Source organism: Actinokineospora sp. HUAS TT18, assembly GCF_051364635.1.
Lineage (GTDB): Bacteria > Actinomycetota > Actinomycetes > Mycobacteriales > Pseudonocardiaceae > Actinokineospora.
Window position 1 is genome coordinate 6,403,888 of the sequence record NZ_CP195645.1, and the last position, 25,370, is coordinate 6,429,257.

26 protein-coding genes are annotated in these 25,370 nt (G+C 70.5%); 12 read left to right on the forward strand and 14 right to left on the reverse strand.

The annotated features are described in order from the left end of the window. Positions 1–7 precede the first annotated feature (7 nt). Entirely contained in the window at positions 8–1,201 is a 1,194-nt protein-coding gene (gene metK / locus ACSHT8_RS29715; RefSeq protein ID WP_436494547.1) for a methionine adenosyltransferase, read from the forward strand. Between the two features lie 23 nt (positions 1,202–1,224). Further along, positions 1,225–1,932, forward strand: coding sequence for a thioesterase II family protein (locus ACSHT8_RS29720; protein WP_436494549.1), 708 nt, complete (start codon positions 1,225–1,227; stop codon positions 1,930–1,932). A gap of 109 nt (positions 1,933–2,041) precedes the next feature. Here ACSHT8_RS29720 and ACSHT8_RS29725 read toward each other — a convergent pair whose 3' ends face one another. Together ACSHT8_RS29725 and ACSHT8_RS29730 are read right to left on the reverse strand one after the other, a co-directional pair. Next, entirely contained in the window at positions 2,042–2,539 is a 498-nt protein-coding gene (locus ACSHT8_RS29725) for a hypothetical protein (protein ID WP_436494551.1), read from the reverse strand. A 66-nt stretch (positions 2,540–2,605) separates the two neighbouring features. Next, positions 2,606–3,253, reverse strand: a complete 648-nt coding sequence (locus ACSHT8_RS29730; RefSeq protein ID WP_436494553.1) for a ComEA family DNA-binding protein — start codon at positions 3,251–3,253, stop codon at positions 2,606–2,608. A gap of 145 nt (positions 3,254–3,398) precedes the next feature. Here ACSHT8_RS29730 and ACSHT8_RS29735 point away from each other — a divergent pair, with 145 nt between their 5' ends. Genes ACSHT8_RS29735 through ACSHT8_RS29745 form a run of 3 tightly spaced genes read left to right on the forward strand, consistent with a single transcriptional unit; the run spans position 3,399 to position 5,664 of the window. Next, positions 3,399–3,791: a GntR family transcriptional regulator gene (locus tag ACSHT8_RS29735; RefSeq protein ID WP_436494555.1), complete on the forward strand. Its 393-nt coding sequence runs from the start codon at positions 3,399–3,401 to the stop codon at positions 3,789–3,791. Further along, positions 3,788–4,675, forward strand: a complete 888-nt coding sequence (locus tag ACSHT8_RS29740) for an ABC transporter ATP-binding protein (protein WP_436494557.1) — start codon at positions 3,788–3,790, stop codon at positions 4,673–4,675. Before ACSHT8_RS29735 ends, ACSHT8_RS29740 begins: the two co-directional genes overlap by 4 nt. After that, entirely contained in the window at positions 4,672–5,664 is a 993-nt protein-coding gene (locus tag ACSHT8_RS29745) for a transporter (RefSeq protein WP_436494559.1), read from the forward strand. Before ACSHT8_RS29740 ends, ACSHT8_RS29745 begins: the two co-directional genes overlap by 4 nt. On the opposite strand, the gene ACSHT8_RS29750 is transcribed toward ACSHT8_RS29745, so the two are convergent. From ACSHT8_RS29750 to ACSHT8_RS29770, 5 genes are all read right to left on the reverse strand, one after another. Continuing rightward, positions 5,661–6,137, reverse strand: coding sequence for a GNAT family N-acetyltransferase (locus ACSHT8_RS29750; RefSeq protein WP_436494561.1), 477 nt, complete (start codon positions 6,135–6,137; stop codon positions 5,661–5,663). The two genes, ACSHT8_RS29745 and ACSHT8_RS29750, sit on opposite strands and share 4 nt — an antisense overlap. Positions 6,138–6,246: 109 nt before the next feature. Next, positions 6,247–8,598 carry a Tex family protein gene (locus ACSHT8_RS29755; protein WP_436494563.1) on the reverse strand — a complete coding sequence of 784 codons (2,352 nt, stop codon included), beginning with the start codon at positions 8,596–8,598 and terminating at the stop codon, positions 6,247–6,249. Between the two features lie 201 nt (positions 8,599–8,799). Then, positions 8,800–9,003 carry a cold-shock protein gene (locus ACSHT8_RS29760; RefSeq protein WP_436494565.1) on the reverse strand — a complete coding sequence of 68 codons (204 nt, stop codon included), beginning with the start codon at positions 9,001–9,003 and terminating at the stop codon, positions 8,800–8,802. A gap of 165 nt (positions 9,004–9,168) precedes the next feature. Next, positions 9,169–9,600: a nuclear transport factor 2 family protein gene (locus tag ACSHT8_RS29765; protein WP_436494567.1), complete on the reverse strand. Its 432-nt coding sequence runs from the start codon at positions 9,598–9,600 to the stop codon at positions 9,169–9,171. Continuing rightward, complete coding sequence (locus tag ACSHT8_RS29770) at positions 9,597–10,478, reverse strand: TIGR03619 family F420-dependent LLM class oxidoreductase (RefSeq protein WP_436494569.1); 882 nt, start codon at positions 10,476–10,478, stop codon at positions 9,597–9,599. Before ACSHT8_RS29770 ends, ACSHT8_RS29765 begins: the two co-directional genes overlap by 4 nt. A 113-nt stretch (positions 10,479–10,591) precedes the next feature. Here ACSHT8_RS29770 and ACSHT8_RS29775 point away from each other — a divergent pair, with 113 nt between their 5' ends. The 6 genes from ACSHT8_RS29775 to ACSHT8_RS29800 all read left to right on the forward strand — a co-directional run bounded on the left by ACSHT8_RS29775 (position 10,592) and on the right by ACSHT8_RS29800 (position 18,148). Next, positions 10,592–11,641 carry an FAD-dependent monooxygenase gene (locus ACSHT8_RS29775; protein WP_436494571.1) on the forward strand — a complete coding sequence of 350 codons (1,050 nt, stop codon included), beginning with the start codon at positions 10,592–10,594 and terminating at the stop codon, positions 11,639–11,641. 73 nt (positions 11,642–11,714) lie between these two features. Continuing rightward, positions 11,715–12,416: a M50 family metallopeptidase gene (locus tag ACSHT8_RS29780; RefSeq protein ID WP_436494573.1), complete on the forward strand. Its 702-nt coding sequence runs from the start codon at positions 11,715–11,717 to the stop codon at positions 12,414–12,416. Positions 12,417–12,420: 4 nt separating this feature from the next. After that, the gene (locus ACSHT8_RS29785; RefSeq protein ID WP_436494575.1) at positions 12,421–12,987 is read left to right on the forward strand and encodes a TetR/AcrR family transcriptional regulator; all 567 of its coding nucleotides are present in this window, start codon (positions 12,421–12,423) and stop codon (positions 12,985–12,987) included. A 37-nt stretch (positions 12,988–13,024) separates the two neighbouring features. Further along, positions 13,025–14,275, forward strand: coding sequence for an aldehyde dehydrogenase family protein (locus tag ACSHT8_RS29790; RefSeq protein WP_436494577.1), 1,251 nt, complete (start codon positions 13,025–13,027; stop codon positions 14,273–14,275). A gap of 289 nt (positions 14,276–14,564) precedes the next feature. Further along, complete coding sequence (gene ctaD / locus ACSHT8_RS29795; RefSeq protein ID WP_436494579.1) at positions 14,565–16,340, forward strand: aa3-type cytochrome oxidase subunit I; 1,776 nt, start codon at positions 14,565–14,567, stop codon at positions 16,338–16,340. A gap of 137 nt (positions 16,341–16,477) precedes the next feature. After that, the gene (locus ACSHT8_RS29800; protein WP_436494581.1) at positions 16,478–18,148 is read left to right on the forward strand and encodes an RICIN domain-containing protein; all 1,671 of its coding nucleotides are present in this window, start codon (positions 16,478–16,480) and stop codon (positions 18,146–18,148) included. Between the two features lie 52 nt (positions 18,149–18,200). Here the strand turns inward: ACSHT8_RS29800 and ACSHT8_RS29805 are convergent, their stop codons facing one another. Then, a complete protein-coding gene (locus tag ACSHT8_RS29805) occupies positions 18,201–18,893 on the reverse strand; it encodes a B3/B4 domain-containing protein (RefSeq protein WP_436494583.1) in 693 nt (230 codons plus the stop codon). A gap of 35 nt (positions 18,894–18,928) precedes the next feature. Next, positions 18,929–19,537 carry a LysE family translocator gene (locus tag ACSHT8_RS29810; RefSeq protein ID WP_436494585.1) on the reverse strand — a complete coding sequence of 203 codons (609 nt, stop codon included), beginning with the start codon at positions 19,535–19,537 and terminating at the stop codon, positions 18,929–18,931. An 86-nt stretch (positions 19,538–19,623) separates the two neighbouring features. Here ACSHT8_RS29810 and ACSHT8_RS29815 point away from each other — a divergent pair, with 86 nt between their 5' ends. Continuing rightward, entirely contained in the window at positions 19,624–20,220 is a 597-nt protein-coding gene (locus ACSHT8_RS29815) for a phosphoribosylanthranilate isomerase (RefSeq protein ID WP_436494587.1), read from the forward strand. Here ACSHT8_RS29815 and trpC read toward each other — a convergent pair. The 5 genes from trpC to pdxH are packed head-to-tail and all read right to left on the reverse strand — an operon-like array spanning position 20,217 to position 25,370. Next, positions 20,217–20,996: an indole-3-glycerol phosphate synthase TrpC gene (trpC, locus tag ACSHT8_RS29820; protein ID WP_436494589.1), complete on the reverse strand. Its 780-nt coding sequence runs from the start codon at positions 20,994–20,996 to the stop codon at positions 20,217–20,219. The two genes, ACSHT8_RS29815 and trpC, sit on opposite strands and share 4 nt — an antisense overlap. Next, on the reverse strand, positions 20,993–22,018 hold the full coding sequence (gene trpD / locus ACSHT8_RS29825; RefSeq protein WP_436494591.1) for an anthranilate phosphoribosyltransferase: 1,026 nt from the start codon (positions 22,016–22,018) through the stop codon (positions 20,993–20,995). Before trpD ends, trpC begins: the two co-directional genes overlap by 4 nt. Continuing rightward, entirely contained in the window at positions 22,011–24,074 is a 2,064-nt protein-coding gene (locus ACSHT8_RS29830) for an FAD-dependent oxidoreductase (RefSeq protein ID WP_436494592.1), read from the reverse strand. Before ACSHT8_RS29830 ends, trpD begins: the two co-directional genes overlap by 8 nt. Positions 24,075–24,084: 10 nt before the next feature. Then, on the reverse strand, positions 24,085–24,753 hold the full coding sequence (locus ACSHT8_RS29835; protein ID WP_436494594.1) for a YggS family pyridoxal phosphate-dependent enzyme: 669 nt from the start codon (positions 24,751–24,753) through the stop codon (positions 24,085–24,087). After that, on the reverse strand, positions 24,750–25,370 hold the full coding sequence (pdxH, locus tag ACSHT8_RS29840) for a pyridoxamine 5'-phosphate oxidase (RefSeq protein WP_436494596.1): 621 nt from the start codon (positions 25,368–25,370) through the stop codon (positions 24,750–24,752). Before pdxH ends, ACSHT8_RS29835 begins: the two co-directional genes overlap by 4 nt.

A 25,370-nucleotide genomic window follows, 5' to 3' on the forward strand; every position in this document is an offset into this window, starting at 1 on the left:
CTGATCCATGACCAGCCGCCTATTCACCTCCGAGTCGGTCACCGAGGGCCACCCGGACAAGATCTGCGACGCGATCAGCGACTCGATCCTCGACGCGCTGCTCGCCAAGGACCCCAGGTCCCGCGTCGCGGTCGAGACGATGGTGACCACCGGCCAGGTGCACGTCGCCGGTGAGGTCACCACCGAGGCCTACGCCGACATCCCCGGCATCGTCCGCGACCGGGTGATCGAGATCGGCTACGACTCGTCGGCCAAGGGCTTCGACGGCCGCTCCTGCGGTGTCAACATCGCCATCGGCGCGCAGTCTCCGGACATCGCGCAGGGCGTCGACACCGCCCACGAGGTCCGCGTCGAGGGCGACGACGACGAGATCGCCCGCCAGGGCGCCGGTGACCAGGGCCTGATGTTCGGCTACGCCTGCACCGACACCCCCGAGCTCATGCCGCTGCCGATCGCGCTGGCCCACCGGCTCGCGCGCAGGCTGACCGCGGTCCGCAAGTCCGGCGTGATGCCGTACCTGCGCCCGGACGGCAAGACCCAGGTCACCATCGAGTACGCGGGCGACCAGCCGGTCCGCCTCGACACCGTGGTCGTCTCGTCGCAGCACGCGGAGGGCGTCAGCCTGGACAGCCTGCTCGCGCCGGACATCAGCGAGCACGTCGTGGCGCCGGAGTTGGCCGAGCTCGGCCTCGACAGCTCAGGTTCGCGGCTGCTGGTCAACCCGACGGGCCGCTTCGTCGTCGGCGGCCCGATGGGTGACGCCGGCCTGACCGGCCGCAAGATCATCGTCGACACCTACGGCGGCATGGCCCGCCACGGCGGCGGCGCGTTCTCGGGCAAGGACCCGTCGAAGGTCGACCGCTCGGCCGCGTACGCGATGCGCTGGGTCGCCAAGAACGCCATCGCGGCCGGTCTGGCCACGCGCATCGAGGTCCAGGTCGCCTACGCGATCGGCAAGGCCGCGCCGGTCGGTCTGTTCGTCGAGACCTTCGGCACCGAGACGGTCGACCCGACGAAGATCCAGGAGGCCATCCGGTCGGTCTTCGACCTGCGGCCGGGCGCGATCATCCGCGACCTCGACCTCCTGCGCCCCCTGTACGCGCCGACCGCCGCCTATGGCCACTTCGGCAGGCCCGACCTGGACCTGCCGTGGGAGCGCACCAACCGCGTCGACGCGCTGCGCGACGTGCTCGACCTCTGATCACCGGAAGGCGGCCCGGACCCATGACCTCTGACCCGCTCCGGCTGGTCTGCTTCGCTCCGGCGGGCGGATCGTCGGCCCTGTTCAAGTCGTGGGTCTCGGGCCTGCCGCCGGAGTTCGCCGTCGAGCCGGTCGACCTGCCCGGCCGCGCGACCCGCCGCGGCGAGCCGCACCCGACGTCGCTGGTCGACCTCGCGACGTCGCTCGCGCCGGTCGTCGCCCGACCCGGGCGGTACGCCGTGTTCGGACACAGCCTCGGTGGCCTGCTGGCCTTCGAGGTCGGCAAGCGGATCGTCGCGGAAGGACTGCCGCGGCCGGAGTTCGTGGTGCTGGCCGGATCGCGGCCGCCACACCAGTCGTCGGCCCGGCTGTTCGCCCCACTGCTGGACATGGATGACGACGCGTTGATCGACGCGCTGGCCGAGATGGGCGCGGTGAACCCGATCCTGCGCACGTCGCCGCTGCGGGGGCTGTTCATGCCCGCGCTGCGGGCCGACCTCGGGCTGATCGTCGGCTACCACCCGGACAGCACCCCGATGGACCTGGACCTGGTGGTGTGGCACGCCACCGACGACCCGCTGGCCACCCCCGCGCTCGGCCTCGAATGGGCCCGCTACACCACGCGTTCCTTCACCCACTCGGCTGTGCGGGGCGACCACTACTTCCCGTTCGACGGCCTCCCGACCGAACTCCTGCGCGCGGCCCGGCGGCGGGTGCGCGAGGCGGTGTGAGTCCCGGCGGCGTGGCCTCGGTTCAGACCGGACTAGTCACACTGGTCCCTAGGAGTGTCCCCAAGCGGAGACTCACCCGGTCTGATTCGGGGCCACGCCGCCGGGGCTGTCAGTGCCAGCCGTAACAGGTCTGGTGGCACATGCCGCCCGGGGTGCCGGGCGGGTCGTCCCAGTCGAAGCAGATGTAGAGCCACCCCACGGTGACGGTGACCCCGCCGACCTCGACCGACGCCGAGGCGGGCCGCCGGTTCGCCGGGATCGGGACGGCCTGGATGTCGGAGGTGGCGACTGTCGCGCCGTCTCCGTCGACCAGTTGGCCGGTGGTCGCGGAGTAGACGAGCCGCAACCCGCCGCGGACCTTCGCGTCGTCCTCCCCGGGCGCGGCCACGAGAACGCCGACGGTCGCGCCCTTGGCCACGTCGGCCTCGGTGAGATCGGGCAGGTCGTAAGCGGGTGCGAACGCGACCGCGCCGCCACTGGACCAGCCGTAGACCAGCCGCTCCAGGTCGACCTTGACGCCCAGGTCGGCCGCGGCCGCCCGAACCGCCTGCTCGGCGTCCCCCGCCATCCGTGTCGCCGAAGCGGCGACGTCGGTGCCGTAAGTCATGATGCATCCTTTCGGTCGTGCTGACCTACAACGGATGCACGGACAGCCGCCCCTGATACAGGCGTTTCAGGCGCGCACCACCACACCCCGATCCCGAACCCGCTCCCACGCCTCGATGGGCAGCTCCACCACGACCAGCAACTCGTCCACACTGGAGAACACCCCGCGCGCCGCGACGACGCGCTCCGCGTCCGCCACCGCGAGCCCACAGAACGCGGCGATGGCGTCGGCGGGCGCGGCGGCGAGGTCGACCAGACCGCCGTCGTCGTAGGTGCGGCTCAGGTCCGGCCGCCCGATGCCCAGTTCCCGAGCCATCAGCGGATCCCGTTCGGCCAACGCCCGCGCCTCGTCCCGCTTGCCCCGCTCCACCAGCACGCGGGCGACGGCCGGATCCTGCGGCACCGCGGGCCCGAACACCTCCCGCCGCAACGGCCGCAACTGCACACAGGCCCCAATGATCACCGCGATGGCGATGACGGCGAGGACGGTGTCGACCGGCTCGTCACTACGCCCCTCGCGCAGACTGACGACCACGAACATGACGGCGTCGATGGCGCCGAACAACGCCGCCCGCGCCCACACGGACCGCCGCCCAAGCCTGCTCGCCGCGTGAACGAACGGGATGACGGCGAAGACGCCCCCGGTCACGATCGTCACCACGTAGTACCAGACCCCGCCGTACCGCGTGTTTGGCACCTGCTGCTGCGCGACCACTGGTCCTCTTTCGATCTCCCGACGACTTCCCGCCACGGTACAACCCGCAACTGCCGTGATGGGTCGAGTTGGGAACGTCGGCATCTCCTTGCCGCGCACTCCGCATCTCCCTATAGTGCTAGTTAGCTAGATAAATGGAGGTGCAGTGATCGAGTTCCACCTGGACGGCCGGTCCGGCCTGTCCCCCTACCAGCAGCTGGTCCAGCAAGTGCGGCACGCCTTGCGGTTGGGGGTGTTGCGGGAGGGTGACCAGTTGCCCAAGGTCAAGGACGTCGTCGCCCAGTTGGCCATCAATCCCAACACCGTGCTCAAGGCCTACCGCGAGCTCGAACACTCCGGCCTCGTCGCCGCCCGGCCGGGGGTGGGGACGTTCGTGACCGGGACGCTGGCCGAGGGGTCGTTCGCCGCGATCGGGCCGTTGCGGCAGGACCTGCGGCGGTGGCTGGGCAAGGCCCGGCGGGCCGGGCTCGACGACGAGAGCATCGAGGCGCTGTTCCAGACCACGTTTCGCGACGCCGTTCGGGAGGACATAGCGTGACCGCCATCCTGTCGGCCCGCGGGCTGGGCAAGAAGTACCGCAGGCGCTGGGCGCTGACCGGCTGCGAGCTGGAGATCCCCGCCGGGCACGTCACCGGACTGGTCGGCCCCAACGGCGCGGGCAAATCCACGCTGCTGAACCTGGCCGCGGGCATGTTCGCGCCCACGACGGGCACGATCGAGGTGTGCGGCGGCCGTCCCGGCAGTGGGCTCGACCAGCTGGCCAAGGTCGGCTACGTCGCGCAGGACACTCCGACCTACGCCGGGTTGAGCGTCGGCGATCACCTGCGGCTGGGGGCGCGGCTCAATCCGGGGTGGGACGACGCCCTCGCGTGGGAGCGGGTCAAACGGCTCGAACTCGATCCGGAGCAGCGGGCCGGGAAGCTGTCCGGCGGCCAGCGCGCGCAGCTCGCGCTGACGCTGGGGATCGCGAAGCGGCCGGAGCTGTTGATCCTGGACGAGCCGGTGGCCGCGCTCGACCCGCTCGCCCGGCGCGAGTTCCTGCAGGACCTCATGGCGGCCGTCGCCGAACACGGGCTCAGCGTCGTGCTGTCCTCCCACCTCGTCGCCGACCTCGAACGGGTCTGCGACCACCTCGTCGTGCTCGTCGCCTCGCAGGTGCGGATCGCGGGGGAGGTCGAGGACCTGCTGGCCACCCACCACCGCCTGACCGGCCCCCGCCGCGACGTCGACACGCTCCCCGCCGACCAGCACATCGTCTCCGCCAGCCACACCGACCGGCAGACCACGCTGCTCGTGCGCACCGAGTCGCCCATTCTCGATCCGATGTGGATGGTCAGCTCGGTCGGCTTGGAGGATCTCGTCCTCGCCTACATGAGCAAGCCCGCCGCCGGACCCCGCCCCGCCCTGGAGGTAGTTCAGTGATCTGGCTGACCTGGCGTCAGTTCCGCACCCAGGCCGCCGCGGCCTGCGCGATCCTGGTGGCCCTCGCCGCGGTGCTGGTGATCGCGGGCCAACCGCTGTTCGGCACCGACCTCGCTCAGCTCAAAGCCGCCGACGTGACGCTTTACGAGGCCGGGATCGTCGTCATGTACCTGCTGCCCGCCATCATCGGCGCGTTCTGGGGCGCGCCGCTGATCACCCGGGAGCTGGAGGCGGGCACCCACCGCCTGGTGTGGAACCAGACCGTCACCCGAACCCGTTGGCTGGCAACGAAACTCGCCGTCACCGGGCTGGCCGCCGCCGCGGTCGCCGGGCTGCTCAGCCTGGCGGTCACGTGGTGGGCCGACCCGATCGACGACGCGCTCGACATCGCAGGCGCCCGCGGTTTCGGCGCCCGCGTCACGCCACTGGTGTTCGGCGCGCGGGGGATCGTGCCCGTCGGGCACGCGGTGTTCGCCTTCATGGTCGGCGTCGCCATCGGCGTGCTGCTGCGGCGCACCGTGCTCACGATGGCGGTCACGCTCGCGGTCGTGGTGGGCGTGCAGCTCGGGACGCCGCTGCTGGTCCGCCCGTATCTCATGCCGTCGGCGCAGGAGACCGTGACGGTCACGCCGGACAACATCACCATGCTCAGCCTGAGCGCCAAGGGCGAGTTGCAGGAACTCGCGGTCGCGGCCCAACCGGGTGCGTGGATCCTGTCGAACGAGACGATCGACGCCGCGGGGAACGTGGTCAGCCCGCCCGCGTGGCTGGTGAGCTGCCTGCCGCCACCCGGGCCGACGCCGCGGTCGGGCGCCGACGAGGCTGCCCCGTGCTTCACCAAACTCGCCGACGAGGGCTACCGGCAGCGGATCACCTACCAGCCCGCGAGCCGGTTCTGGGCGCTGCAATGGATCGAGACGGCGCTGTTCCTGGCACTGGCGGGGCTGCTCGCCTGGGTGTGCGCGCGCCGGATCCGCCGACTCTCCTAGAGCGCCTTGAAGTACTTGACCGTGTGCAGCGGCGTGAACCCGGCCCGCTCGTAGGCGCGGCGCGCGGGGGCGTGGCCGGGGTCGCCGCCCGTCTCGACCAGGGCGAGGGCCATGCCGTTGTCCTTGAACCAGTTGAGCGCGAAGTCCGCCAGCTCCGCTCCGACACCGCGGCGCTGGTGGTCGGGATCGACGGCGATCATGTAGATCTCGCCCATGCGCTCGCCGTGGTCGAGCTTGCACGCCACGAACCCGGCGACGGCCCCGTCCACCTCGGCCACCCACGTCGGGATTTCCACGTCCTGGCAGACGGCTTCAACCGCCCGCCGCTGGTCGACGCGCCAGTCGGTGTGCATGAGGTCGAACAGCGGGCCGAGGACGTTCCGCAGGGAGGCGAACACCGGCGCCCACGCGCGCAGCGACAGCGCGGTCACCGCGTCCTGGTCGCGATCCTCGAATGTCCGGATTGTCGGCATACCCGGCATGGTGCCCGCCGCGGGCGGAGTGTGGCGACCGATTTGATCGGGGGCGAGACTCAAGATGAGCTGGACGACGGCGCCGTCCAGCTCATCCGATACAGCGGTCTCAGCCCTTGTAGCCCGCCTTGCGCAGGGCGTCGGCCAGTGAACCCGAAGCGGGGGGCTCGGAGCGGTTGCCGCCCCGGCGTTGGTCGCCGCCGGAGCGGTGTTGCTGGGGGCGGCCACCCTTGGGGCGGCCGGAGGCGGGCTGGCCCGGGGTGGGGAGTTCGTCGTCGAGGCGCAAGGTCAACGAGATGCGCTTGCGGGGGATGTCGACCTCCAGCACCTTGACCTTCACCACGTCGCCCGACTTCACCACGTCCCTGGGGTCCTTGACGAATGTGCGGGACAGGGCCGAGACGTGGACCAAGCCGTCCTGGTGGACGCCGATGTCGACGAAGGCGCCGAAGGCGGCGACGTTGGTGACGACGCCTTCCAGGGTCATGCCTGGTTTGAGGTCGGCCAGCTTCTCGACGCCCTCGGCGAAGGTCGCCGTCTTGAAGGCGGGGCGGGGGTCGCGGCCGGGCTTCTCGAGTTCGGCGAGGATGTCGGTGACGGTGGGGAGGCCGAAGGTCTCGTCGACGAACTTCTCCGGGCGCAGGGCGCGCAGGGTGGACGTGTTGCCGATCAGGGCCGGGAGGTCGACGCCGGTGGCGGTGAGGATGCGGCGGACCACCGGGTATGCCTCGGGGTGGACGCTGGAGGCGTCGAGCGGGTCGTCGCCCGAGGGGATGCGGAGGAAGCCCGCGCACTGCTCGAAAGCCTTGGCGCCCAGGCGGGGGACCTCCTTGAGGCCCTTGCGCGAGCGGAACGGGCCGTGGGCGTCGCGGTGGGCGACGATGTTCTCGGCCAGGCCCGCGCCGATGCCGGACACCCTGGTCAGCAAGGGGGCCGAGGCGGTGTTGACGTCGACGCCGACGCCGTTCACGCAGTCCTCGACCACCGCGTCCAGCGAGCGCGACAGCTTCATCTCGGACAGGTCGTGCTGGTACTGGCCGACGCCGATCGACTTCGGGTCGATCTTGACCAGCTCGGCCAGCGGGTCCTGCAGGCGGCGGGCGATCGACACCGCGCCGCGGATCGACACGTCCAGGTCGGGCAGTTCCTGGGAGGCGTAGGCCGAGGCGGAGTACACCGACGCGCCCGCCTCGGACACCATCACTTTGGTGAGCTTGAGCGCCGGGAACTTGGCGATCAGGTCGGTGGCGAGCTTGTCGGTCTCCCGCGACGCGGTGCCGTTGCCGATCGCGACCAGCTCGACCTTGTGCGCCGCGGCCAGCTTCGCCAGCGTGGCCAGGGACTCGTCCCACCGCTGCTGTGGCACGTGCGGGTAGATCGTGTCGGTCGCCACGACCTTGCCCGTCGCGTCGACCACGGCGACCTTCACGCCGGTGCGGAAGCCCGGGTCGAGGCCCATGGTGGCCCGCGTCCCGGCGGGGGCGGCCAGCAGCAGGTCGCGCAGGTTGGCGGCGAACACGCGGACGGCCTCGTCCTCGGCGGCCTGGCGCAGCCTGCCGCGCAGGTCGATGCCGAGGTGGACCAGGATGCGCGTGCGCCACGCCCAGCGAACCGTGTCGTTGAGCCACTTGTCGGCGGCGCGGCCCTCCGAGGTGATCCCGAAGCGCTGGGCGATGCGGACCTCGTAGTCGGTGCGCACCGCGGGCACGACTGTCGGGTCGACGTCGGGGCTGGCCTCCATGACCAGCTCCAGGACCTCTTCCTTCTCGCCGCGGAACATCGCCAGCACCCGGTGCGACGGCAGCTTCGCGAACGGCTCGGAGAAGTCGAAGTAGTCGGCGAACTTGGCGCCGTCGGTCTCCTTGCCCTCGCGGACCTTCGAGGCGAGCACCCCGCGCTCCCACATGCGCTCACGCAGCTCGCCGATCAGGTCGGCGTCCTCGGCGAAGCGCTCGACCAGGATCGACCGGGCGCCGTCCAGCGCGGCTTTCACGTCGGCGACGCCCTTGTCCGCGTCGACGAACGCGGCCGCGGCGGCCTCCGGGTTGACGGTCGGGTCGCCGAGCAGGCCGTCGGCCAGCGGCTCCAGCCCGGCCTCGCGCGCGATCTGGGCCTTGGTGCGCCGCTTCGGCTTGAACGGCAGGTAGATGTCCTCGAGGCGGGCCTTGGAGTCCGCCGCCATGATCTGCGCGGTCAGCGCGTCGTCGAGCTTGCCCTGCTCGCGGATCGAGTCGAGGACCGCGGTGCGGCGCTCCTCCAGCTCGCGCAGGTAGCGCAGGCGCTCGTCGAGGGTGCGCAGCTGCGCGTCGTCGAGGGTGCCGGTGACCTCTTTGCGGTAGCGCGCGATGAACGGGACCGTCGCCCCGCCGTCGAGCAGCTCGACGGCAGCGGCCACCTGCCGTTCGCGCACGCCGAGCTCCTCGGCGATGCGCTGATGGATCCCGTGCGCCTGGTCGGTCATCACTCCTGCTTCCTCGTCCGCGGTGGATCCCCATTCTGTCGGACCCGGCGGCACAGCGGGAGCGGGGGCGCACGACCTGTGGACAACTACGTCCATTGTGGACATATACAACGGAAGAGAGCCCCGCTTCGGCACAAGCGGGGCTCTCTTCGGTGAAGGTCTCGGGTTACGCGGGGATCACCCGCGCGGTTGAGACGAGTGTCAGATGACGGTCACACCGGTCGCCTGGGGGCCCTTGGCGCCCTGGCCGACCTCGTAGCGCACCTTCTGGTTCTCCTCGAGGGTGCGGAACCCGTTCGACTGGATCTCCGAGTAGTGCACGAACACATCGGAGGAGCCGTCGTCGGGGGCGATGAATCCGAAGCCCTTTTCCGAGTTGAACCACTTGACGGTGCCCTGGGCCATACGTTTCTCCTAGCTTTCTTACTGTGACCGCATCGTGCGGACACGTGTCATCTCGCGGCCGAACCCGCCAGCGTTACGTTGGCGAAGCGATCGACCACAATCAGTCAACCACAACAGGCAGCGCGCAGCGAGCATGTTCACGCAGGGTGGTGAACACCGCCCGGCTCACCCGTGACGGATACCCGCCATCGTCCGCTCCAGTTCCCAGAACGCGCGCACGGACCGGATGAGCCCGTCGCCGCCGACCCGGTAGACGAACACCCCCTCGGTGTCGACGCGCGCCCCGCCGGGCAGGAACGCGCTGATCGTGCCCACGTTGGCCACCTCGTCGCCCGCGGCGAACGAGTCGAAGATCCGGAACTCGAACCGCTCGACGCCCGCGATCGCCATGTCCCAGAACGCGCCGATCCCGTCATGCCCGTGGTGCCCCTTGCCTTCTGGGTCGAACGGCGACTTGCCCACCGGGTCCTCGACCACCCCGTCGGGGGAGAACAGCGCAAGCCATTCGGCGCGCGCCTTGCGGCTGACCGCGTTCATCGACGCCAGTGCCGCGGTCCTCGCCGGATGCTCGGCTGTCGCCGCTTCCCACTTGATCATGCGCCCTCCTGGAACCGGTGGATGATGTCGTCGGCGAAGCGCCGGATCCCGTCCTGCTTGGCTTTCAGCGGCGCGTCGAACCCGGCGCCGTAGAACATCCACGGCACGGTCACCGCGTCCGTCACACCGATCTCCGCCTGCGCGCGATAGCCGTCGACGCCGAACCGGTCGACGCACACCGCCTGGATCTCGAACGGCTCGTCGGCCCGCCCGTACTCGGCGCGCAGGTCACGCAGAGTGGCAATGGTTTCGCTCAACTCGGTGAACCGCATCATCGCCGAGGTCCACCCGTCGCCGAGCCTGGCCGCGCGGCGCAGCCCGGCGGGGGAGTGGCCGCCGACGTAGATCGGCACCGGCGCGGCGGGCGCGGGGCTCATGCACAGCTTGCCGAAGCCGTAGAACCGGCCGGTGTGCTCGACCATCCCGCCGCCGAGGACCAGCCGCAGCACCTCGATCGCCTCGTCGGCGCGCGCCCCGCGGTCGGAGAACGGCGCGCCGCACCACTCGGACTCCTCCGGCGACCAGCCGAGCCCGACGCCGAGGCCGAAGCGGTTACCGGTCAGCACGGCGACGCTGCCGACCTGCCTGGCGAGCAGCAGCGGGTTGCGCGGGCCGAGTTTGAGCACCTGCGGGTAGAACCTGATCCTGTTCGTCACCGCGCCCATGGCGGCGGCCGCGACGAACGGGTCGGGCCAGGGGGTGTCCGCCGTCCAGAACCGGCTGCCGTCGTCGGTGTAGGGGTACTTCGCGGCGACGGATTCGGCGTAGAACAGCGAGTCGGGCAGGGCGATCGAGCTGAAGCCGCACTCCTCGGCGGTGCGCGCCAACTCGGTGAGCTGATCCAGCGGACTCATCGCGACGCTCATCGTGAACTTCATCCCCGCACCCTTCGTCCGTGCCAGAACTGTAACGTGTTCTAGTCCCGGGATCCAGGGCCGCGAGCGCCATTGCTACAGGTGTAGTGTCGTGCTACAGCTGTAGAGGAGGCGATGTGCGCACAGCGGTGGTCATCGGTGGCGGGATCGGCGGGCTGGCCACGGCCGTGGGCCTGGCCCGACGCGGTTGGGACGTGCGGGTCCACGAGCAGTCACCCGCGTTCGAGGAGGTCGGCGCGGGCATCTCGATCTGGGGAAACGCCCTGCGCGCCCTCGACGACCTCGACCTCGGCGACGCCGTCCGCGCCGTCGGCGCGGCTCCGGGCCTCGGCGGCTTCCGGGACAAGCGGGGCCGCTGGATCATGCGCGGCACCGGCGACGAGGTGCTGATGCTGCACCGCGCCGACCTGCTCAAGATCCTGCTCGCCGCCGTCCCCACGTCCGCCCTGCGCCCGGGGGAGCGGATCGATCGCTTCGACCCGGCCACGACCGACCTGCTCATCGGCGCCGACGGCGCGCGCAGCGCGGTCCGGCGCGCCTTCTGGCCCGACGCCCCGCAGCCGGAGTACGTCGGCACGACGGCGTGGCGCATGGTCCTGCCCAGCGCGGGCATCCCTGACTTCGACGCCTGCGAGACCTGGGGCGACGGCATCGTCTTCGGCGCGTTCCCGATGGGCGACCGGCTCTACTGCTACGCCGGTGCCCCGGCGCCCGAGGGCGAGCGCACCGACGAACTCGCCGAGCTCCGCCGCCGCTTCCAGGGCTGGGCCGAGCCCATCCCGTCGATCCTCGCCGCGGTCGACCCGGCCGCCGTCCTCCGCCACGACGTCTACACGCAGCCGCCGCTGGACACGTTCGCCAAGGACAACGTCGTCCTGGTCGGCGACGCCGCCCACGCGATGGCCCCATACCTGGGACAAGGCGGCTGCCAGGCATTGGAGGACGCCGCGAGCCTGGCCATCCTCGCCGACCAGGACGATCTCGCCGCCGGTCTCCGGGAGTACGACAGGATCCGCAGGCCCAGGGCCCAGCTGATCGTGAAGCGGTCCTTGGCCGTGCTGAAGATGGTCCACACCCAGTCCACGGCCGCCGCGGTTGTGCGAAACGCAGGATTGCGGCTGATCCACCCCGCGATCCGCCGCCTAAGGGGAACGTGGCGGCGCTGAACCACGGTGATCAGCTCCACGTACGATTCCCCGCCAAGGCGACCAGGTGGGAAAAATTCGGGGAGGCGGAACAGTGCGGCCTGATCTTTGGAATCAGCTCTTCGGCGACCAGACCCGCCCGCCTGAGCCGGTCATCCTCGTGACCCTCGCCGCCGCGGCGGTCGTGGTGATCGTCAACGCCTTGTGGCGGCCCGCCCGCAACGTCATCACGATCGTCCACGAGGCGGGCCACGCCCTGGTCGCCGTGGTGGTCGGGCGCAGGCTCTCGGGCATCCGCCTGCACTCCGACACCTCAGGCGTCACCGTCTCCCGCGGCAGGCCGGACGGCCCCGGGATGGTCTGCACCGCGCTGGCCGGCTACATCGCACCGTCGCTGCTCGGCCTCGGGTTCGCCGCGTTCCTGCAGACCGACCGGGTGTCGGCGCTGCTCATGAGCTGCGCGGTGCTCCTGTTCGGCGTCCTGATCATGATCCGCAACGTCTACGGCGCGCTGACCGTCATCGGGACCGGCGCCGTGCTGTTCGCCGTGTCCTGGTTCGCCACCGACACCGTGCAGGCCGCCTTCGCCTACCTCATCACCTGGTTCCTGCTGCTCGGCGGCATCCGCCCCATCGGCGAGCTGCAGACCAAGCGCAGGCGCGGCCAGGCCCGCGACTCCGACGCCGACCAGCTCGCCCGGCTCACCGGCGCGCCCGGTTTCTTCTGGGTCGGCTCGTTCGGGCTCATCAACCTCGGGGCGCTGGTCATCGCCGCGGGGTGGCTGCTCCTAGGCTGACGTCATGCCTCGACTGACCAGGGCGGAGAGCCAGGCGCGCACCCGCGAGCAGCTCGTCGCCACCGCACGGGAGTTGTTCCTGCGCGACGGGTACCACCCGACGTCCTTGGAGAAGGTCGCCGACGCGGCCGGGTTCTCCAAGGGCGCGGTGTACTCCAACTTCCGCAACAAGGACGAGCTGTGCCTTGCGGTGCTCGACGAGATCCACGCCGAGCACCTCGGCACCGTCGCCGCGCTCATCGCGGGCAAGTCATTCGACGAGGCCCTGTCGGGCTTCGCCGAATGGGCCGAGCTGATGATCGGCGACGAGGGCTGGACGATGCTGGAGGTCGAGTTCGCCGCCCACGCCCGCCGCGATCCCGACCTGCGCGCCCAACTCGCCCTGCGCGACCGGACCGTGCGCGAGGCGATCACCATGGTCGCCGAGCCGTGGGATTCCGCGCTGCCCGCCGCCGACCTGGCCGTGGTGCTGCTCAGCCTGGGCATCGGCCTCGGCATCCAGCGCGTCATCGACCCCGACATCCCGGTGCGCGTCCTGGCCGACACGCTTCGAGCGCTGGTCAAGGCATAAGGCAGACTTTCCACGTCACCCGAGGAAGGGATTCACCGTGAGCGACGAGCAGACCCCCGAAGCCATCGGCGAGATCGTCGCCGCGTGCGCGTCGAAGGCCAAGCTCGCCGCCCCAGACCTCGCGGGCGCCAGCGACGAGGCCGTCGACGCCGCGATCGGCGAGATGGCCGCCCGGCTGTCCTCGGCCAGGGCGAAGATCCTCGCCGCCAACGCCGAGGACGTCGCCGCAGCCGAGGCCGCGGGCATGAGCGGCGGCCTGCTCGACCGGCTCCGCATCACCGAGGAGCGCCTGGAGGACATGGCCGAGCAGCTGCGCCTGCTCGCGTCGGTCCCGCACCCGCCCGCCCAGACCCCGGTCCGCGACCTCGACGGCGGCCTGCGCCTCGTCGAGCTGCGCAAGCCGGTAGGGGTCATCGGCGCCAACTACGAGGCCCGCCCCAACGTGACCGTCGACGTGGCCTCCCAGCTGGTCAAGTCCCGCAACGCGGGCGTCCTGCGCACCGGCTCGGCCGCCCTGAAGTCGGCGACGGCGCTGCTCCGGGAGGTCATCGCCCCCGGCCTGTCCGACGCGAACATCGACCCCGACGTCATCCAGCTCGTGCCGACCCCCGACCGCGCCGCAGCGGGCGCCCTGGTCGAACTGCCGCACCTGATTCCCCTGGTCATCGTGCGCGGCAGCGGCCAGACCACCCGCGACCTCGACCTGCGCGCCGCCAAACACGGCGTCCGCACCCTGGCCCACGCCGACGGCGGCGGTGTCCTCTATTACGACGTGAAGGCCGACCCGGCACGGGCGGAAGACCTCATCACCCGCAGCCTCGACCGCCTCGGCGTGTGCAACCGCCTCAACCTGCTGCTCGTACACCGCGACGTCTATGAGGCGGCGCTGCCGGGCATCCAGGAGGCGCTGGCCAAGGCGGGGGTCAGCGCGTCACTGCCCCCGCACGAGCACGCCATCGGCTACGAGTGGGCGCTGGACGGCGACCGCGAGGCCACCGTGACCATCGCCCCGGTCGATGGCCTTGACCAGGCCGTTCGCATCGCGAACGAGGAGACGTCCGGCCTGGCGGCGGGCATCACCACCGAGGACAAGGCCACCGCCGACCGCTTCATCGCGGCCTACACGGGCACGGGCGTCTTCTGGAACGCCCCCACGCGCCTCCTGGACGGCTTCAAACTGCGCGGAGTCCCCGAGACCGGCATCAACCTCGACCGCGTTCCCGGACCGCGGGGGCCGGTGACCTTCACTGACCTGGCTCTGCGGCAGTACGCGGTGCTGCCGAAGTAGAGCCCGGTGTGGCGCCTGGCCGTTGCGTCGCGTGGGGCTTGGGCTGCGTAGTTGGGTCGGGGGCGAGTCGGTGGGCCTGCCGCGGCGCCGCACAGCGGGTGGGCGCCCCTAAACCCGGTGTGACCTTGGCGACTAAACGACCGCCGCCCCCGCCCCACAGTGGCGAGCCCCACGTCAACCGCCATCAACCCAGCCGAGCCACCCCCACCCGACGGGGCTAGGATTCCCCCCGAGCCAGTGAGCCAGCGGCTCGACCATGTCCACCACCAGGCACATGCAGGAGGCAGGAGTGACTGCAGTAGCCCCTCAGCCGATCGCGACGCGGCCGTATCCGGCGCGCGAGACGCTCAAGGGTTCGTACCTGCTGCGGTTGTTCCGCACGACGGACCACAAGCAAATCGGCATCATGTACTTGGTCACCTCGTTCGCCTTCTTCATGGTGGGCGGCGCGATGGCCATGCTGATCCGGTCCGAGCTTGCCGTCCCGGGACAGCAGTTCCTGTCGCAGGAGCAGTACAACCAGCTGTTCACCATGCACGGCACGATCATGCTGCTGCTGTACGCGACGCCGATCCTCTTCGGGTTCGCGAACTTCATTCTGCCGCTGCAGATCGGTTCGCCCGACGTGGCGTTCCCGAGGCTCAACGCCTTCTCGTACTGGCTGTACCTCTTCGGCGGCCTGATCGTGATGGCGGGCTTCCTCACCCCGGGTGGCGCGGCCGACTTCGGCTGGTTCGCCTACACCCCGCTGTCCGACAAGATCCACTCGCCGGGCGTCGGCGCTGACCTGTGGATCGTCGGCCTCGTGGTCGGTGGTCTCGGCACCATCCTCGGCGCGGTCAACATGCTGACCACGGTGGTCTGCCTGCGTGCCCCCGGCATGACGATGTTCCGGATGCCCATCTTCGTGTGGAACATCCTGATCACCAGCATCCTCGTGCTGCTGGCCTTCCCGATCCTGACCGCCGCGCTGCTCGGCCTGCTGGCCGACCGGCAGATCGGCGCGCACGTGTTCGACCCGGCCAACGGCGGCGTGATCCTCTGGCAGCACCTGTTCTGGTTCTTCGGCCACCCCGAGGTCTACATCGTCGCGCTGCCGTTCTTCGGCATCGTGTCCGAGATCTTCCCGGTGTTCAGTCGCAAGCCGTTGTTCGGCTACCGCACCCTTATTTACGCGACCCTGGGTATCGCGGCGCTGTCGATGACGGTGTGGGCGCACCACATGTACGCGACCGGCGCGGTCCTGCTGCCGTTCTTCTCGTTCATGACGTTCCTCATCGCGGTCCCGACCGGTGTGAAGTTCTTCAACTGGATCGGCACGATGTGGAAGGGGCAGCTCACCTTCGAGACACCGATGCTGTTCAGCGTCGGCTTCCTGGTGACCTTCCTCTTCGGTGGTCTGACCGGCGTCCTGCTGGCCGCCCCGGCGATCGACTTCCACGTGTCCGACACGTACTTCGTCGTCGCCCACTTCCACTACGTGCTCTACGGGACCATCGTGTTCGCGACGTTCGCGGGCATCTACTTCTGGTTCCCGAAGATCACCGGGCGGTTCCTCGACGAGCCGCTGGGCAAGCTGCACTTCTGGACCACGTTCATCGGCTTCCACGGCACGTTCCTCGTCCAGCACTGGCTGGGCAACGAGGGCATGCCGCGCCGCTACGCCGACTACCTGGCCAGCGACGGTTTCACCACGCTGAACATGATCTCCACGATCGGCGCCTACATCCTCGGTGCCTCGACGCTGCCGTTCATCTGGAACGTCTTCAAGAGCTACCGCTTCGGTGAGATCGTCACCGTCGACGACCCGTGGGGCTACGGCAACTCCCTGGAGTGGGCCACCAGCTCCCCGCCGCCGCGGCACAACTTCACCGAGCTGCCGCGCATCCGCTCCGAGCGGCCCGCGTTCGACCTGCACTACCCGCACATGCTGGAGCGCATCGAGGCCGAGCGGAACATCGGGCACGACAAGAAGGGCGAGCCGATCCCGGCGCCGAGCCAGGAACTGGCCGCGGCGATGAACCCGCCGGAGATCGACAAGAACGACCCGACACTGCCCAACTAGGCACGTCGTCCACAGAGCCCCGTCGCCCCTTCACGGGAGGCGGGGCTCTGTGGCGTGTATCACAATGGCGGTGACGTGCTCTTACTAGGTGGCAGCGGCGTGGGGGCGCCGGGTACGCACCATGAAGAGGGGACACGATGTCAGCACCGACCGACCCGCCGAAGGAACCGCCGTACTCCGCGGTCGCCGCCGTGGCGGAAGCCAAGTTCGACGAGGCCCCGGAGGGCTTCGACCAGGTTCAGGAGTACCTGCGCCGCTTCGGCTACCTCACCGACGACACCAAGGTCGAGCAAGCCGAGGAACTCGGCGCCAAGGACGCCGACGCGAAGGTCACCGGCACCCTCGACCAGGACACCTCGACCGCGCTCGCCCAGTTCCAGGCCGTCAACAGCCTGCCCGCGACCGGCCTGTTCGACGACGCCACCCGCGAGCTGATGACGCGGACGCGGTGTCTGCTGCCCGACCCGCCCGCCCCCTCGCCGCTGGCGTTCTCCACCGCCTGCGCGTGGACCAAGAACACGCTGACCTACGCCTTCGACGCGGGCACCACCGACATCGCGGGCGACGACGAGCGCCAGGCCGTGCGCAACGCGTTCATCACCTGGTCGGCCGCCGCGCCGCTGGCCTTCCGCGAGGTCGCCACGAACCAGAGCCCGGACCTGCTGATCCGCTGGGGCAACGCGAACTGCGGCGACACCGACATGACCGGCACCGTCCTCGCCCACTGCGACTACCCGCCCGGCTGCGGCTACTACGGCAACGCGATCCCGAGGCCGCTGCACTTCGACGACCAGGAGAACACCTGGGGCCTCGGCGGGGCGAGCGCGTTCGACGTGGAGTCCATCGCGCTGCACGAGATCGGCCACTTCCTGGGCCTGCAGCACTCCAGCGACACCAGCGCCGTGATGTACGCCTACGCGCCCAGCGCGGGCACCACCAAGCGGGTCCTCACCACCGACGACATCGAGGGCATCCGCAAGCTGTACCCGCCGACCGGCCCGATCTTCGTCAAGCACAGCGGCAAGTGCCTCGACATCGAGGGCCAGTCCACGGCCAACGGCGCCGACGCCCACCAGTGGGACTACTGGGGCGGCAACAACCAGATCTTCAAGATCGAGTGGATGGAGACCGGCCACTACCGGCTGATCGCCCAGCACAGCAACAAGGTCGTCGACATCGAGGCCCAGTCCACCGCCAACGGCGCGCAGGTGCACCAATGGGACTGGTGGGGCGGCAACAACCAGCGGTTCCGGCTCGACCCGGTCGGCCACGGCTACTACCGGATCGTGGCGAAGAACAGCGGCCGCGTGCTCGACGTGTCCGGCATCTCGCAGAACCTGGGCGCCAAGATCGTCCAGTGGGACTGGTGGGGCGGCGACAACCAGCGCTGGCGCATCGGCCCCGCGCCGATCACATCGCTGCACAGCGGCAAGGTCGTCGACGTCTCCGGGATCTCGCTCGCCGCGGGCGCGCCGGTCATCCAGTGGCAGTACTGGGGCGGCGGCAACCAGCGGCTGCGCCTCGACCCGGTCGGCGGCGGGTACTACCGGATCATGGTCGAGCACAGCGGCATGTGCCTGGACGTCGAGGGCATCTCCACGGCGCAGGGCGCGCGGATCATCCAGTGGCCCTATTGGGGCGGCGACAACCAGAAGTGGAAGCTGGAGAGCGTGGGCAACGGCTGGCTGAAGATCGTGGCCAAGCACAGCGGCCACTGCCTGGACGTCTCAGGCATCTCCGCCAACAACGGCGCCCAGCTCATCCAGTGGCCCTACTGGGGCGGCAACAACCAGAAGTGGCGCTTGTGATGTGAGACGGGAGCGGGTTGTGGTGGCCCGGCCACCACAACCCGCCCCAGTGTCAGAACTCGAAGCGCGGGCTGTCCACGGAGAGCAGAGTGGACTTGGCGGTGGCCGACCAGACGGCGTCCATCTCCTCGGTCACCGTGGCCAGCAGTTCCTGCACGTCGTCGACCGCCGACTCGTGCAGCGCCTCGGCGACGACGAGCAGCGACGACGTGGTGGGCCGCACCGCGGAGTACGCGCTCTGCCGGTTGGTCCACCGCCGCGCGTGGGCCTTGTTCGCCGCGTCGACGAAGACGACCTCGTTCGGCTCGGGGTGTTCCTCGTCGCCGTTGAACGCCAGGTAGGTCTCGTCGCCCGCGGCGTGGCGCACCTCCAGCGACGCGTCGATCTCGGCGGTGTCGAACACCGCGATCGGGATGGCGTAGGCCAGCGAGATGGCGTTGCACAGGTCGATCACCGGGTGGATCGACGGCAGCGACCGCTCCTTCTTGAACCGGCGCAGCAGCGACTCCGACGCGCAGCGGTACTGCGTGGGCTTGAGGCCCATCTTGGAGAACGTGCGCCGCCATGCCTGGATCTCGGGCAGCTCGCTCTCCGACGACCCGGCGAGGCGCTCGCCCGCGATGTCGTAGAACCGGCCGACGCGGCCGGTCACATCGGCGTCCTTGTCGACGCCGTGCACCGAGAGCGTCCCGGCCACCAGCTCCGGGAACTGCTGCCACATGCCCGGCGAATGCTGAAAGAACACCCTGACCTCGCTTTCGCGCGATGGTGAATTGACGGTTACATCCCGGCCAACGCCAACCGCGCGCCCAATGCGATGAACGCGGCGGCGAAGACCCGGCGAATCCAGGTGAGCACCTTCGGCCGGGAGATCACGTGGTTGCGGATCGCCGCGGCGAACATGCCGTATCCGATGAACACGACGAACGTCATCGCCATGAAGATCGCGCTCAGGCCGACCATTTTGAGGAACGCGCCGGACTCACCCGAGGCGACGAACTGCGGCAGGAACGCGAAGAAGAAGATCGTGAGTTTCGGATTGAGCAGGTTGAGCACGATGCCGGACACGATCACCTTGCGCACCGGTTCCGGCTCGGCACCGTCCACAGTGAGCGAACTCTTGTCCCGCAATGTGCTGATAGCCATGTAAAGCAGGTAGGCCACGCCCGCGTACTTGAGGATCTCGAAGGCGAGCTGGCTGGTGTGCAGCAGCGCGGCCAGGCCGGTGATCGCCGCGGCCATGTGCGGGACGATGCCCAGCGTGCAGCCAAGGGAGGCGACCACGCTGGCCTTGGCTCCCCGGGAAAGACCGGCGGCCATTGTGTAGACGACGCCGGTGCCCGGCGTGATGACGATGACCAGTGTGGTCAACCAGAATTCGATACTCATAGCGACCCTCTCGCATGCGTGCCTACGCGAGGAGACATTCCCCCTGCGATCACCCTACCGGTCACTGTCCGAGTAGGGTTGGTCGCATGTACGTGAAGGTGTGCGGGCTGCGCACGGCGCGCGATGTCGATGCCGCGGTCGCCGCCGGGGCCGACGCGATCGGATTCGTGTTCTCCGCGAGCGTCCGCAAGATCGGTGTCGAAGAGGCGCGCGGATTGGCCGAGCGCATTCCCGAGTCGGTCCTCACCGTCGCCGTCGTCAACGGAATCGCGGCTGTCGACGCCGCGCGCATGGCGCTGGAAGCGGGACTCGACGCGGTCCAGTTGCATGGCGATTACCCCCGCGCCGAGTTCGACGCGATCGCGGATTCGCCATTGCGCCGAATCCGCGCCACGACCCTCTCCCCGGAAACCGACGTGCGGGTCGGCGCGTTCGGCGAGGACCTGCTGCTGCTCGACGGCGTGGTCCCCGGCTCGGGCGACCGCTGGGACCTGGCCGCGCTCGACGCCGTGAAGCCGGAGGGCCACTGGCTGCTCGCGGGCGGCCTGACGCCGGACAACGTCGCCGAGGCCATCGCCGCCGCCGCGCCGTGGGGTGTCGACGTGTCCAGCGGCGTCGAGTCCGAACGCGGCGTCAAGGACCCGGGCCTCATCCGCGCGTTCATCTCCGCCGCCCGCGCCTAGCCCAGCAGCGACTTGGTCGCCGCGACGACGTCGTCGTGCCGCATCAGGCTCTCGCCGACCAGGAACGTCGTGATGCCCACGGCCGCCAGCCGCTCCAGGTCGGCGGGCACCGCGATGCCGCTCTCGCCGATGACCGTGCGGTCGCCCGGGACCAGCGGTGCCAGCCGCTCACTGGTGGCCAGGGTGGTCTCGAACGTCTTCAAGTCGCGATTGTTGATTCCGATCAGCGGGCTGGACAGCGCGGCCGCCCGCTCCAGCTCGTGTTCGTCGTGGACTTCGAGGATGACGTCCATGCCCAGGCCGTGCGCGGTCTCCTCCAGGTCCTTGGCCGTGGCGTCGTCGACGGCGGCCAGGATGACCAGCACGCAGTCCGCGCCGAGCGCCCGGGACTCGACCACTTGGTACGGGTCGAAGAGGAAGTCCTTGCGCAGCGCGGGAAGCGCGCACGCCTCGCGCGCCTGACCGAGGTGTTCCGGCGCGCCCTGGAACGACGGTCCGTCGGTGAGGACGGACAGGCAGGTGGCGCCGCCCTGCTCGTAGGCGGTGGCCAGCGCGGCCGGGTCGAAGTCGGCCCGGATGAGCCCCTTGGACGGGCTGGCCTTCTTGATCTCGGCGATGAGGGCGTAGCCCGCCCTGGCCTCGATGGCGGCCCGGAAGCCGCGCGGCGGGGCGGCCTGCGCGACCGCCTTCTCCAGCACGGCCAGCGGGCGCGCGGCGCGGGCGGCGGCGATCTCCGCGCGCTTGTACTGCTCGATCCGGCGCAGGATGTCGGTCATGCGGGCTGCTCCTGTCGGGAGACGATGATCAGGCGTTCGAGGGTGTCCATGGCCGCGCCGGAGTCGATCGACTTGGCCGCGACCAGCACCCCGTCGGCCAGGTCGTGGGCGGCGCCCGCGACCACGAGGGCCGCGGCGGCGTTGAAGGTCACCACGTCACGGTAGGCGCTGGGCTCGCCGGTCAGCACGGTGCGCAGCGCGACGGCGTTCGCCTCGGCGTCGCCGCCGCGCAGCGCCTGCGGGGTCGAGCGGGCGAGCCCGACGTCTTCCGGGGCGATCTCGAACCGGCGCACGCGGCCGTCCTCCAGCGCGGCGACCGTCGTGCTCGCGCACAGGGTGATCTCGTCGAGCCCGTCGGACCCGTGCACCACGTACGCGCGCTCCGACCCGAGTTCGTTCAGCACGTGGGCCAGCGGTTCGACCAGGTCAGGGCTGTAGACGCCGACCAGGTGCCGGGTCACGCCCGCCGGGTTGATCAGCGGTCCGAGCAGGTTGAAGATCGTCCGCACACCCAGCTCCACGCGGGTGGGGCCGACGTGGCGCAGCGTCGGGTGGAACGCCGGGGCGAACATGAAGCCGATGCCTGCCTCGCGCACACATGCCGCGACGCCGTCCGGCGTCAGGTCGATCGACACCCCGAGGGCGGCGAGGACGTCGGCGGCCCCACTCCGCGAGGACAGCGCGCGGTTGCCGTGCTTGGCGACCGGCACGCCCGCCCCGGCCACGACCAGCGCGGCGCACGTGGAGATGTTGTAGGAGCCCGAGGAGTCGCCGCCGGTGCCGACGACGTCGACCGCGTCGTCCGGCACGTCGACGCGCAGCATCCGCTCGCGCATGGTCAGCGCCGCGCCGGTGATCTCGTCGACCGTCTCCCCGCGCACGCGCAGCGCCATGAGGAACGCGCCCATCTGCGCGGCGGTCGCGCCGCCGCTGACCATGTGGTTGACGGCGGCGGCGGACTCCTGGCGGTCGAGCGTCGCGCCGGAGGCGACCTTGGACAGCAGCTGCTTGAAGTCAGGCATGGCGGATCTCCTCGCCGTGGGGAATCGGGTCGTCCCAGGCGGACTCGACGTTCTCGCGGCGGAACGGGGTGTGGTCGGTGAGCCCGTTGTCGAGCGTCCGCGCGAACAGATGTCCACTGTGGACGGCTGCGGCGATGGTGCCGGGGCCGAGGCAGTCGCCGACCCGCACCACCCGCATCCCCGCCGCGCCCAGGTCGCGCCGCTGGAGGTCGTGGTAGAGCCCGTCGCGCGGTGTCATCGCCGTGACCAGCAAGACCGCGTCCGCCGCCACCGTGGTCTCGCGGCCGGTGAACACACATGAGAGGTGGACGGCCCCGGTGTCGGCGCGGCTCAGCGTCGTGGACAGGTGGACCGCCGCGCACGACTCCAGCACCCGGCGGTGCACGCGCTTCTGCTCGGCCGTGTAATAGGTGTAGGGCGCGACCAGGCTCTCCGGGGTCACGAACGTGACCTCGCACCCGGCCCGGACCAGCGCCTCGGTGAGCACGTTGGCCATGTAGTAGTGGTCGTCGTCGAACACCACGACCCTGCCCCGCGGCAGCCGCCCGGCCATGATGTCGTCCGGGGTGAACACCGCGAGCCGGTCGAGCCCCTCGATCGGCGTGCTGTGCCTGCGCCCGACGCCGTCGCCGCGCCAGTCCGCCCCGGTGGCGACCGCGACCAGCGTCGCGTCCGACTCCAGCACGAGATCGGCGGTCATCACGTTCCCCGGGACCAGTTGCACCGTCTTCAGCTTGCGGAGCTGACCGACCCGCCAGTCCCGCACCCGGCCCCACGACGCCAGCCCGGGCAGCGCGCACTCGCGGTTCACCCGGCCGCCCGGCTCGCGTTCGCGGTCGACCAGCATGACCTCGTACCCGCGCTGCCCCAGCGCCCGCGCCGCCTCCAGCCCGGACGGACCCGCCCCGACGATCAGCACCCGGTCGTCGGTGTCCTTGGGCGCGATGAACTCCGGGTGCCAGCCGCGCCGCCACTCCTCGCCCATGGTCGGGTTCTGCGTGCACCGCATCGGCGCGCCCTGCCGGTCGCCCGCGACACAGATGTTGCAGCCGATGCACTCGCGGATGTCGTCGAACCGGCCCTCCTCGATCTTGCGCGGCAGGAACGGGTCGGCGATCGACGGGCGGGCCGCGCCGATGAGGTCGAGCGTGCCGCCGGTGACCATGGCGACCATCGTGTCCGGCGAGGTGAACCGCCCGACTCCGACGACGGGCTTGGTGGTCAGGCTCTTGACGAACTTCACCGCGTCGGCCTGGTGCGCCTCGTCGCGGAACCGCGCCGTGGCGCCGTCCTCGTCGAAGTCGCTCAGGTTGACGTCCCACAGGTCCGGCAGCTCGGCGAGCATCGCGATGACCTCGGGTCCCTCGGCGCCGAGCCCGTCGACGCCGAACCGGACCGCGACCGCGCAGGTGTCACCGACGGCGTCCTTTGCGTCCTCGATCAGCTCGCGCAGGAATCGCGCCCGGTTCTCCAGGCCGCCGCCGTACTCGTCGGTGCGCTGGTTGTGCCTGCGGGACAGGAAGTTGATCGGCAGCGTCATGTCGTGGCCGGCGTAGACGTAGACGATGTCGAACCCGGCCCGCTTCGCGTTGAGCGCCGCCGTCCGGTACCAGCCGCGCGCCGCCTTGATGTCGTCCTTGTCCATCGCGCGGGCCGTCACCGGGAACACGCCCCGCGCCGGGCGCATGGTCGGGGCGATCGGGATGGCGCGGGACTCGTGGTTGCTCACGTGCGCGCCGTTGTGCACCAGCTCGACGGCCGCCAGGGCGCCGTGCTCGTGGATCAGGCCGGTCGCGCGGGCCAGGTAGGGGATGTCCTTCTCGTCCCACAGCCGCAGCTCGCGCGGGTGGTTGCCGGAGTAGTGCACGTCGCACTGCTCGGTGGCGACCACACCCCACCCGCCCTCCGCCTTGACGCCCCGCATCGCGGCCATCGCGCTGGGGAAGCCGCGGCCCATGCCGTTGCAGTGCGGCACCTGGAAGAACCGGTTCTTCGCGGTGACCGGGCCGATCCTGACCGGTTCGAACAGGACGTCGTAGCGGGAGGGACGGGTCAAGGGGTACTCCTCAGGTGCGTGCGCCGAAGACGGCGCTGCCGACGCGCACGTGCGTGGCGCCGTACTCGATCGCGACGGCGAAGTCGGAACTCATCCCCATCGACAGCTGGGGGAGCCCGTTGCGTTCGGCGATGGCGGCCAACAGGGCGAAGTGCGGCTCCGGCGGCGCGCCCGCGGGCGGGATCGCCGTCACCCCGACGATGTCGAGGCCGAAGTCGGCGCGGCAGTTGGCGATGAACGCGTCGACGTCGGCGGGCAGCACCCCCGACTTCTGCGGTTCCTCCCCGGTGTTGACCTGCACCAGCAGCCTCGGCGCGCGCTGCTGGCGCTCGATCTCCCTGGCCAGCGCCACGCACAGGCTCGCCCGGTCGACGGAGTGGATCGTGTCGGCCAGGGCCACCGCGTCGCGGGCCTTGTTCGACTGCACCGGGCCGATGACGTGCAGCTCGACCCCGGGGTGGGTGGCCAGCAGGTCGGGCCACTTGGCCTTGGCCTCCTGCACCCTGTTCTCGCCGAATACCCGCTGACCAGCGGCGATGACGTCCTCGATCGCCGCGGCGGACACCGTCTTCGACGCGGCGACCAGCGTCACCGAGTCGCGGTCGCGGCCCGCTTTGGCGCAGGCGTCGTCGATGGCCGCGAGGACGGCGGCCAGGCCGGTGGGGAAGGTCGTGGTCATGGGTAGCGCCGTCCGTTCGTCCACTCGGCGTCCGGCGTCGGCCTGGTGTGGACGACCCGGTCGTGCAGCCGGAACGGGCGGGCGCGCCAGAACTCCAGGTACACCGGCCGGATGCGGAACCCGGTCCAGTGCGGCGGCCTGGGCACGTCGTCGCCGTAGCGGGCGTCGTGCTCGGCGACGGCCCGCTCCAGGTCGGCGCGGTCGGCCAGCGGGCGTGACTGCGCGCTGGCCCACGCGCCGATCCGGCTGTCCCTGGGGCGGGAGGCGAAGTAGGCGTCGGCCTCGGCGTCGGTCACCGTCTCGACCGGGCCGCGCACCCGGACCTGCCTGGCCAGCGATTTCCAGTGGAACGCCGCGGCGGCCAGCGGGTTGGCGCGAAGCTCGGTGCCCTTGGCCGACTCGGTGTTGGTGTAGAAGACGAACCCGTCGGCGTCGTGGCCCTTCAGCAGCACGATCCGCACGTCGGGCAGGCCGGCGGCGTCGACGGTGGCCAGCGACATCGCGTTCGCGTCGTTGATCTCGCTCGCGTGCGCTTCGGCCAGCCACTCGCCGAACCGGACAATGGGGTCGCTGTCAAGCGGGACAAGGTCCTCGATGACGGAATTCGCGGACTGCAT

Coding starts and splice junctions, on each gene's coding strand:
- metK (WP_436494547.1), top strand. CDS start 8: ATGACCAGCCGCCTATTCACCTCCGAGTCGGTCACCGAGGGCCACCCG.
- ACSHT8_RS29770 (WP_436494569.1), bottom strand. CDS start 10,478: ATGAAGTTCACGATGAGCGTCGCGATGAGTCCGCTGGATCAGCTCACC.
- trpC (WP_436494589.1), bottom strand. CDS start 20,996: ATGACCGACATCCTGCGCCGGATCGAGCAGTACAAGCGCGCGGAGATC.
- ACSHT8_RS29720 (WP_436494549.1), top strand. CDS start 1,225: ATGACCTCTGACCCGCTCCGGCTGGTCTGCTTCGCTCCGGCGGGCGGA.
- ACSHT8_RS29785 (WP_436494575.1), top strand. CDS start 12,421: ATGCCTCGACTGACCAGGGCGGAGAGCCAGGCGCGCACCCGCGAGCAG.
- ACSHT8_RS29815 (WP_436494587.1), top strand. CDS start 19,624: ATGTACGTGAAGGTGTGCGGGCTGCGCACGGCGCGCGATGTCGATGCC.
- ACSHT8_RS29800 (WP_436494581.1), top strand. CDS start 16,478: ATGTCAGCACCGACCGACCCGCCGAAGGAACCGCCGTACTCCGCGGTC.
- ACSHT8_RS29760 (WP_436494565.1), bottom strand. CDS start 9,003: ATGGCCCAGGGCACCGTCAAGTGGTTCAACTCGGAAAAGGGCTTCGGA.
- ACSHT8_RS29835 (WP_436494594.1), bottom strand. CDS start 24,753: ATGACCACGACCTTCCCCACCGGCCTGGCCGCCGTCCTCGCGGCCATC.
- ACSHT8_RS29810 (WP_436494585.1), bottom strand. CDS start 19,537: ATGAGTATCGAATTCTGGTTGACCACACTGGTCATCGTCATCACGCCG.
- ACSHT8_RS29750 (WP_436494561.1), bottom strand. CDS start 6,137: ATGCCGACAATCCGGACATTCGAGGATCGCGACCAGGACGCGGTGACC.
- ACSHT8_RS29755 (WP_436494563.1), bottom strand. CDS start 8,598: ATGACCGACCAGGCGCACGGGATCCATCAGCGCATCGCCGAGGAGCTC.
- ACSHT8_RS29725 (WP_436494551.1), bottom strand. CDS start 2,539: ATGACTTACGGCACCGACGTCGCCGCTTCGGCGACACGGATGGCGGGG.
- trpD (WP_436494591.1), bottom strand. CDS start 22,018: ATGCCTGACTTCAAGCAGCTGCTGTCCAAGGTCGCCTCCGGCGCGACG.
- ACSHT8_RS29765 (WP_436494567.1), bottom strand. CDS start 9,600: ATGATCAAGTGGGAAGCGGCGACAGCCGAGCATCCGGCGAGGACCGCG.
- pdxH (WP_436494596.1), bottom strand. CDS start 25,370: ATGCAGTCCGCGAATTCCGTCATCGAGGACCTTGTCCCGCTTGACAGC.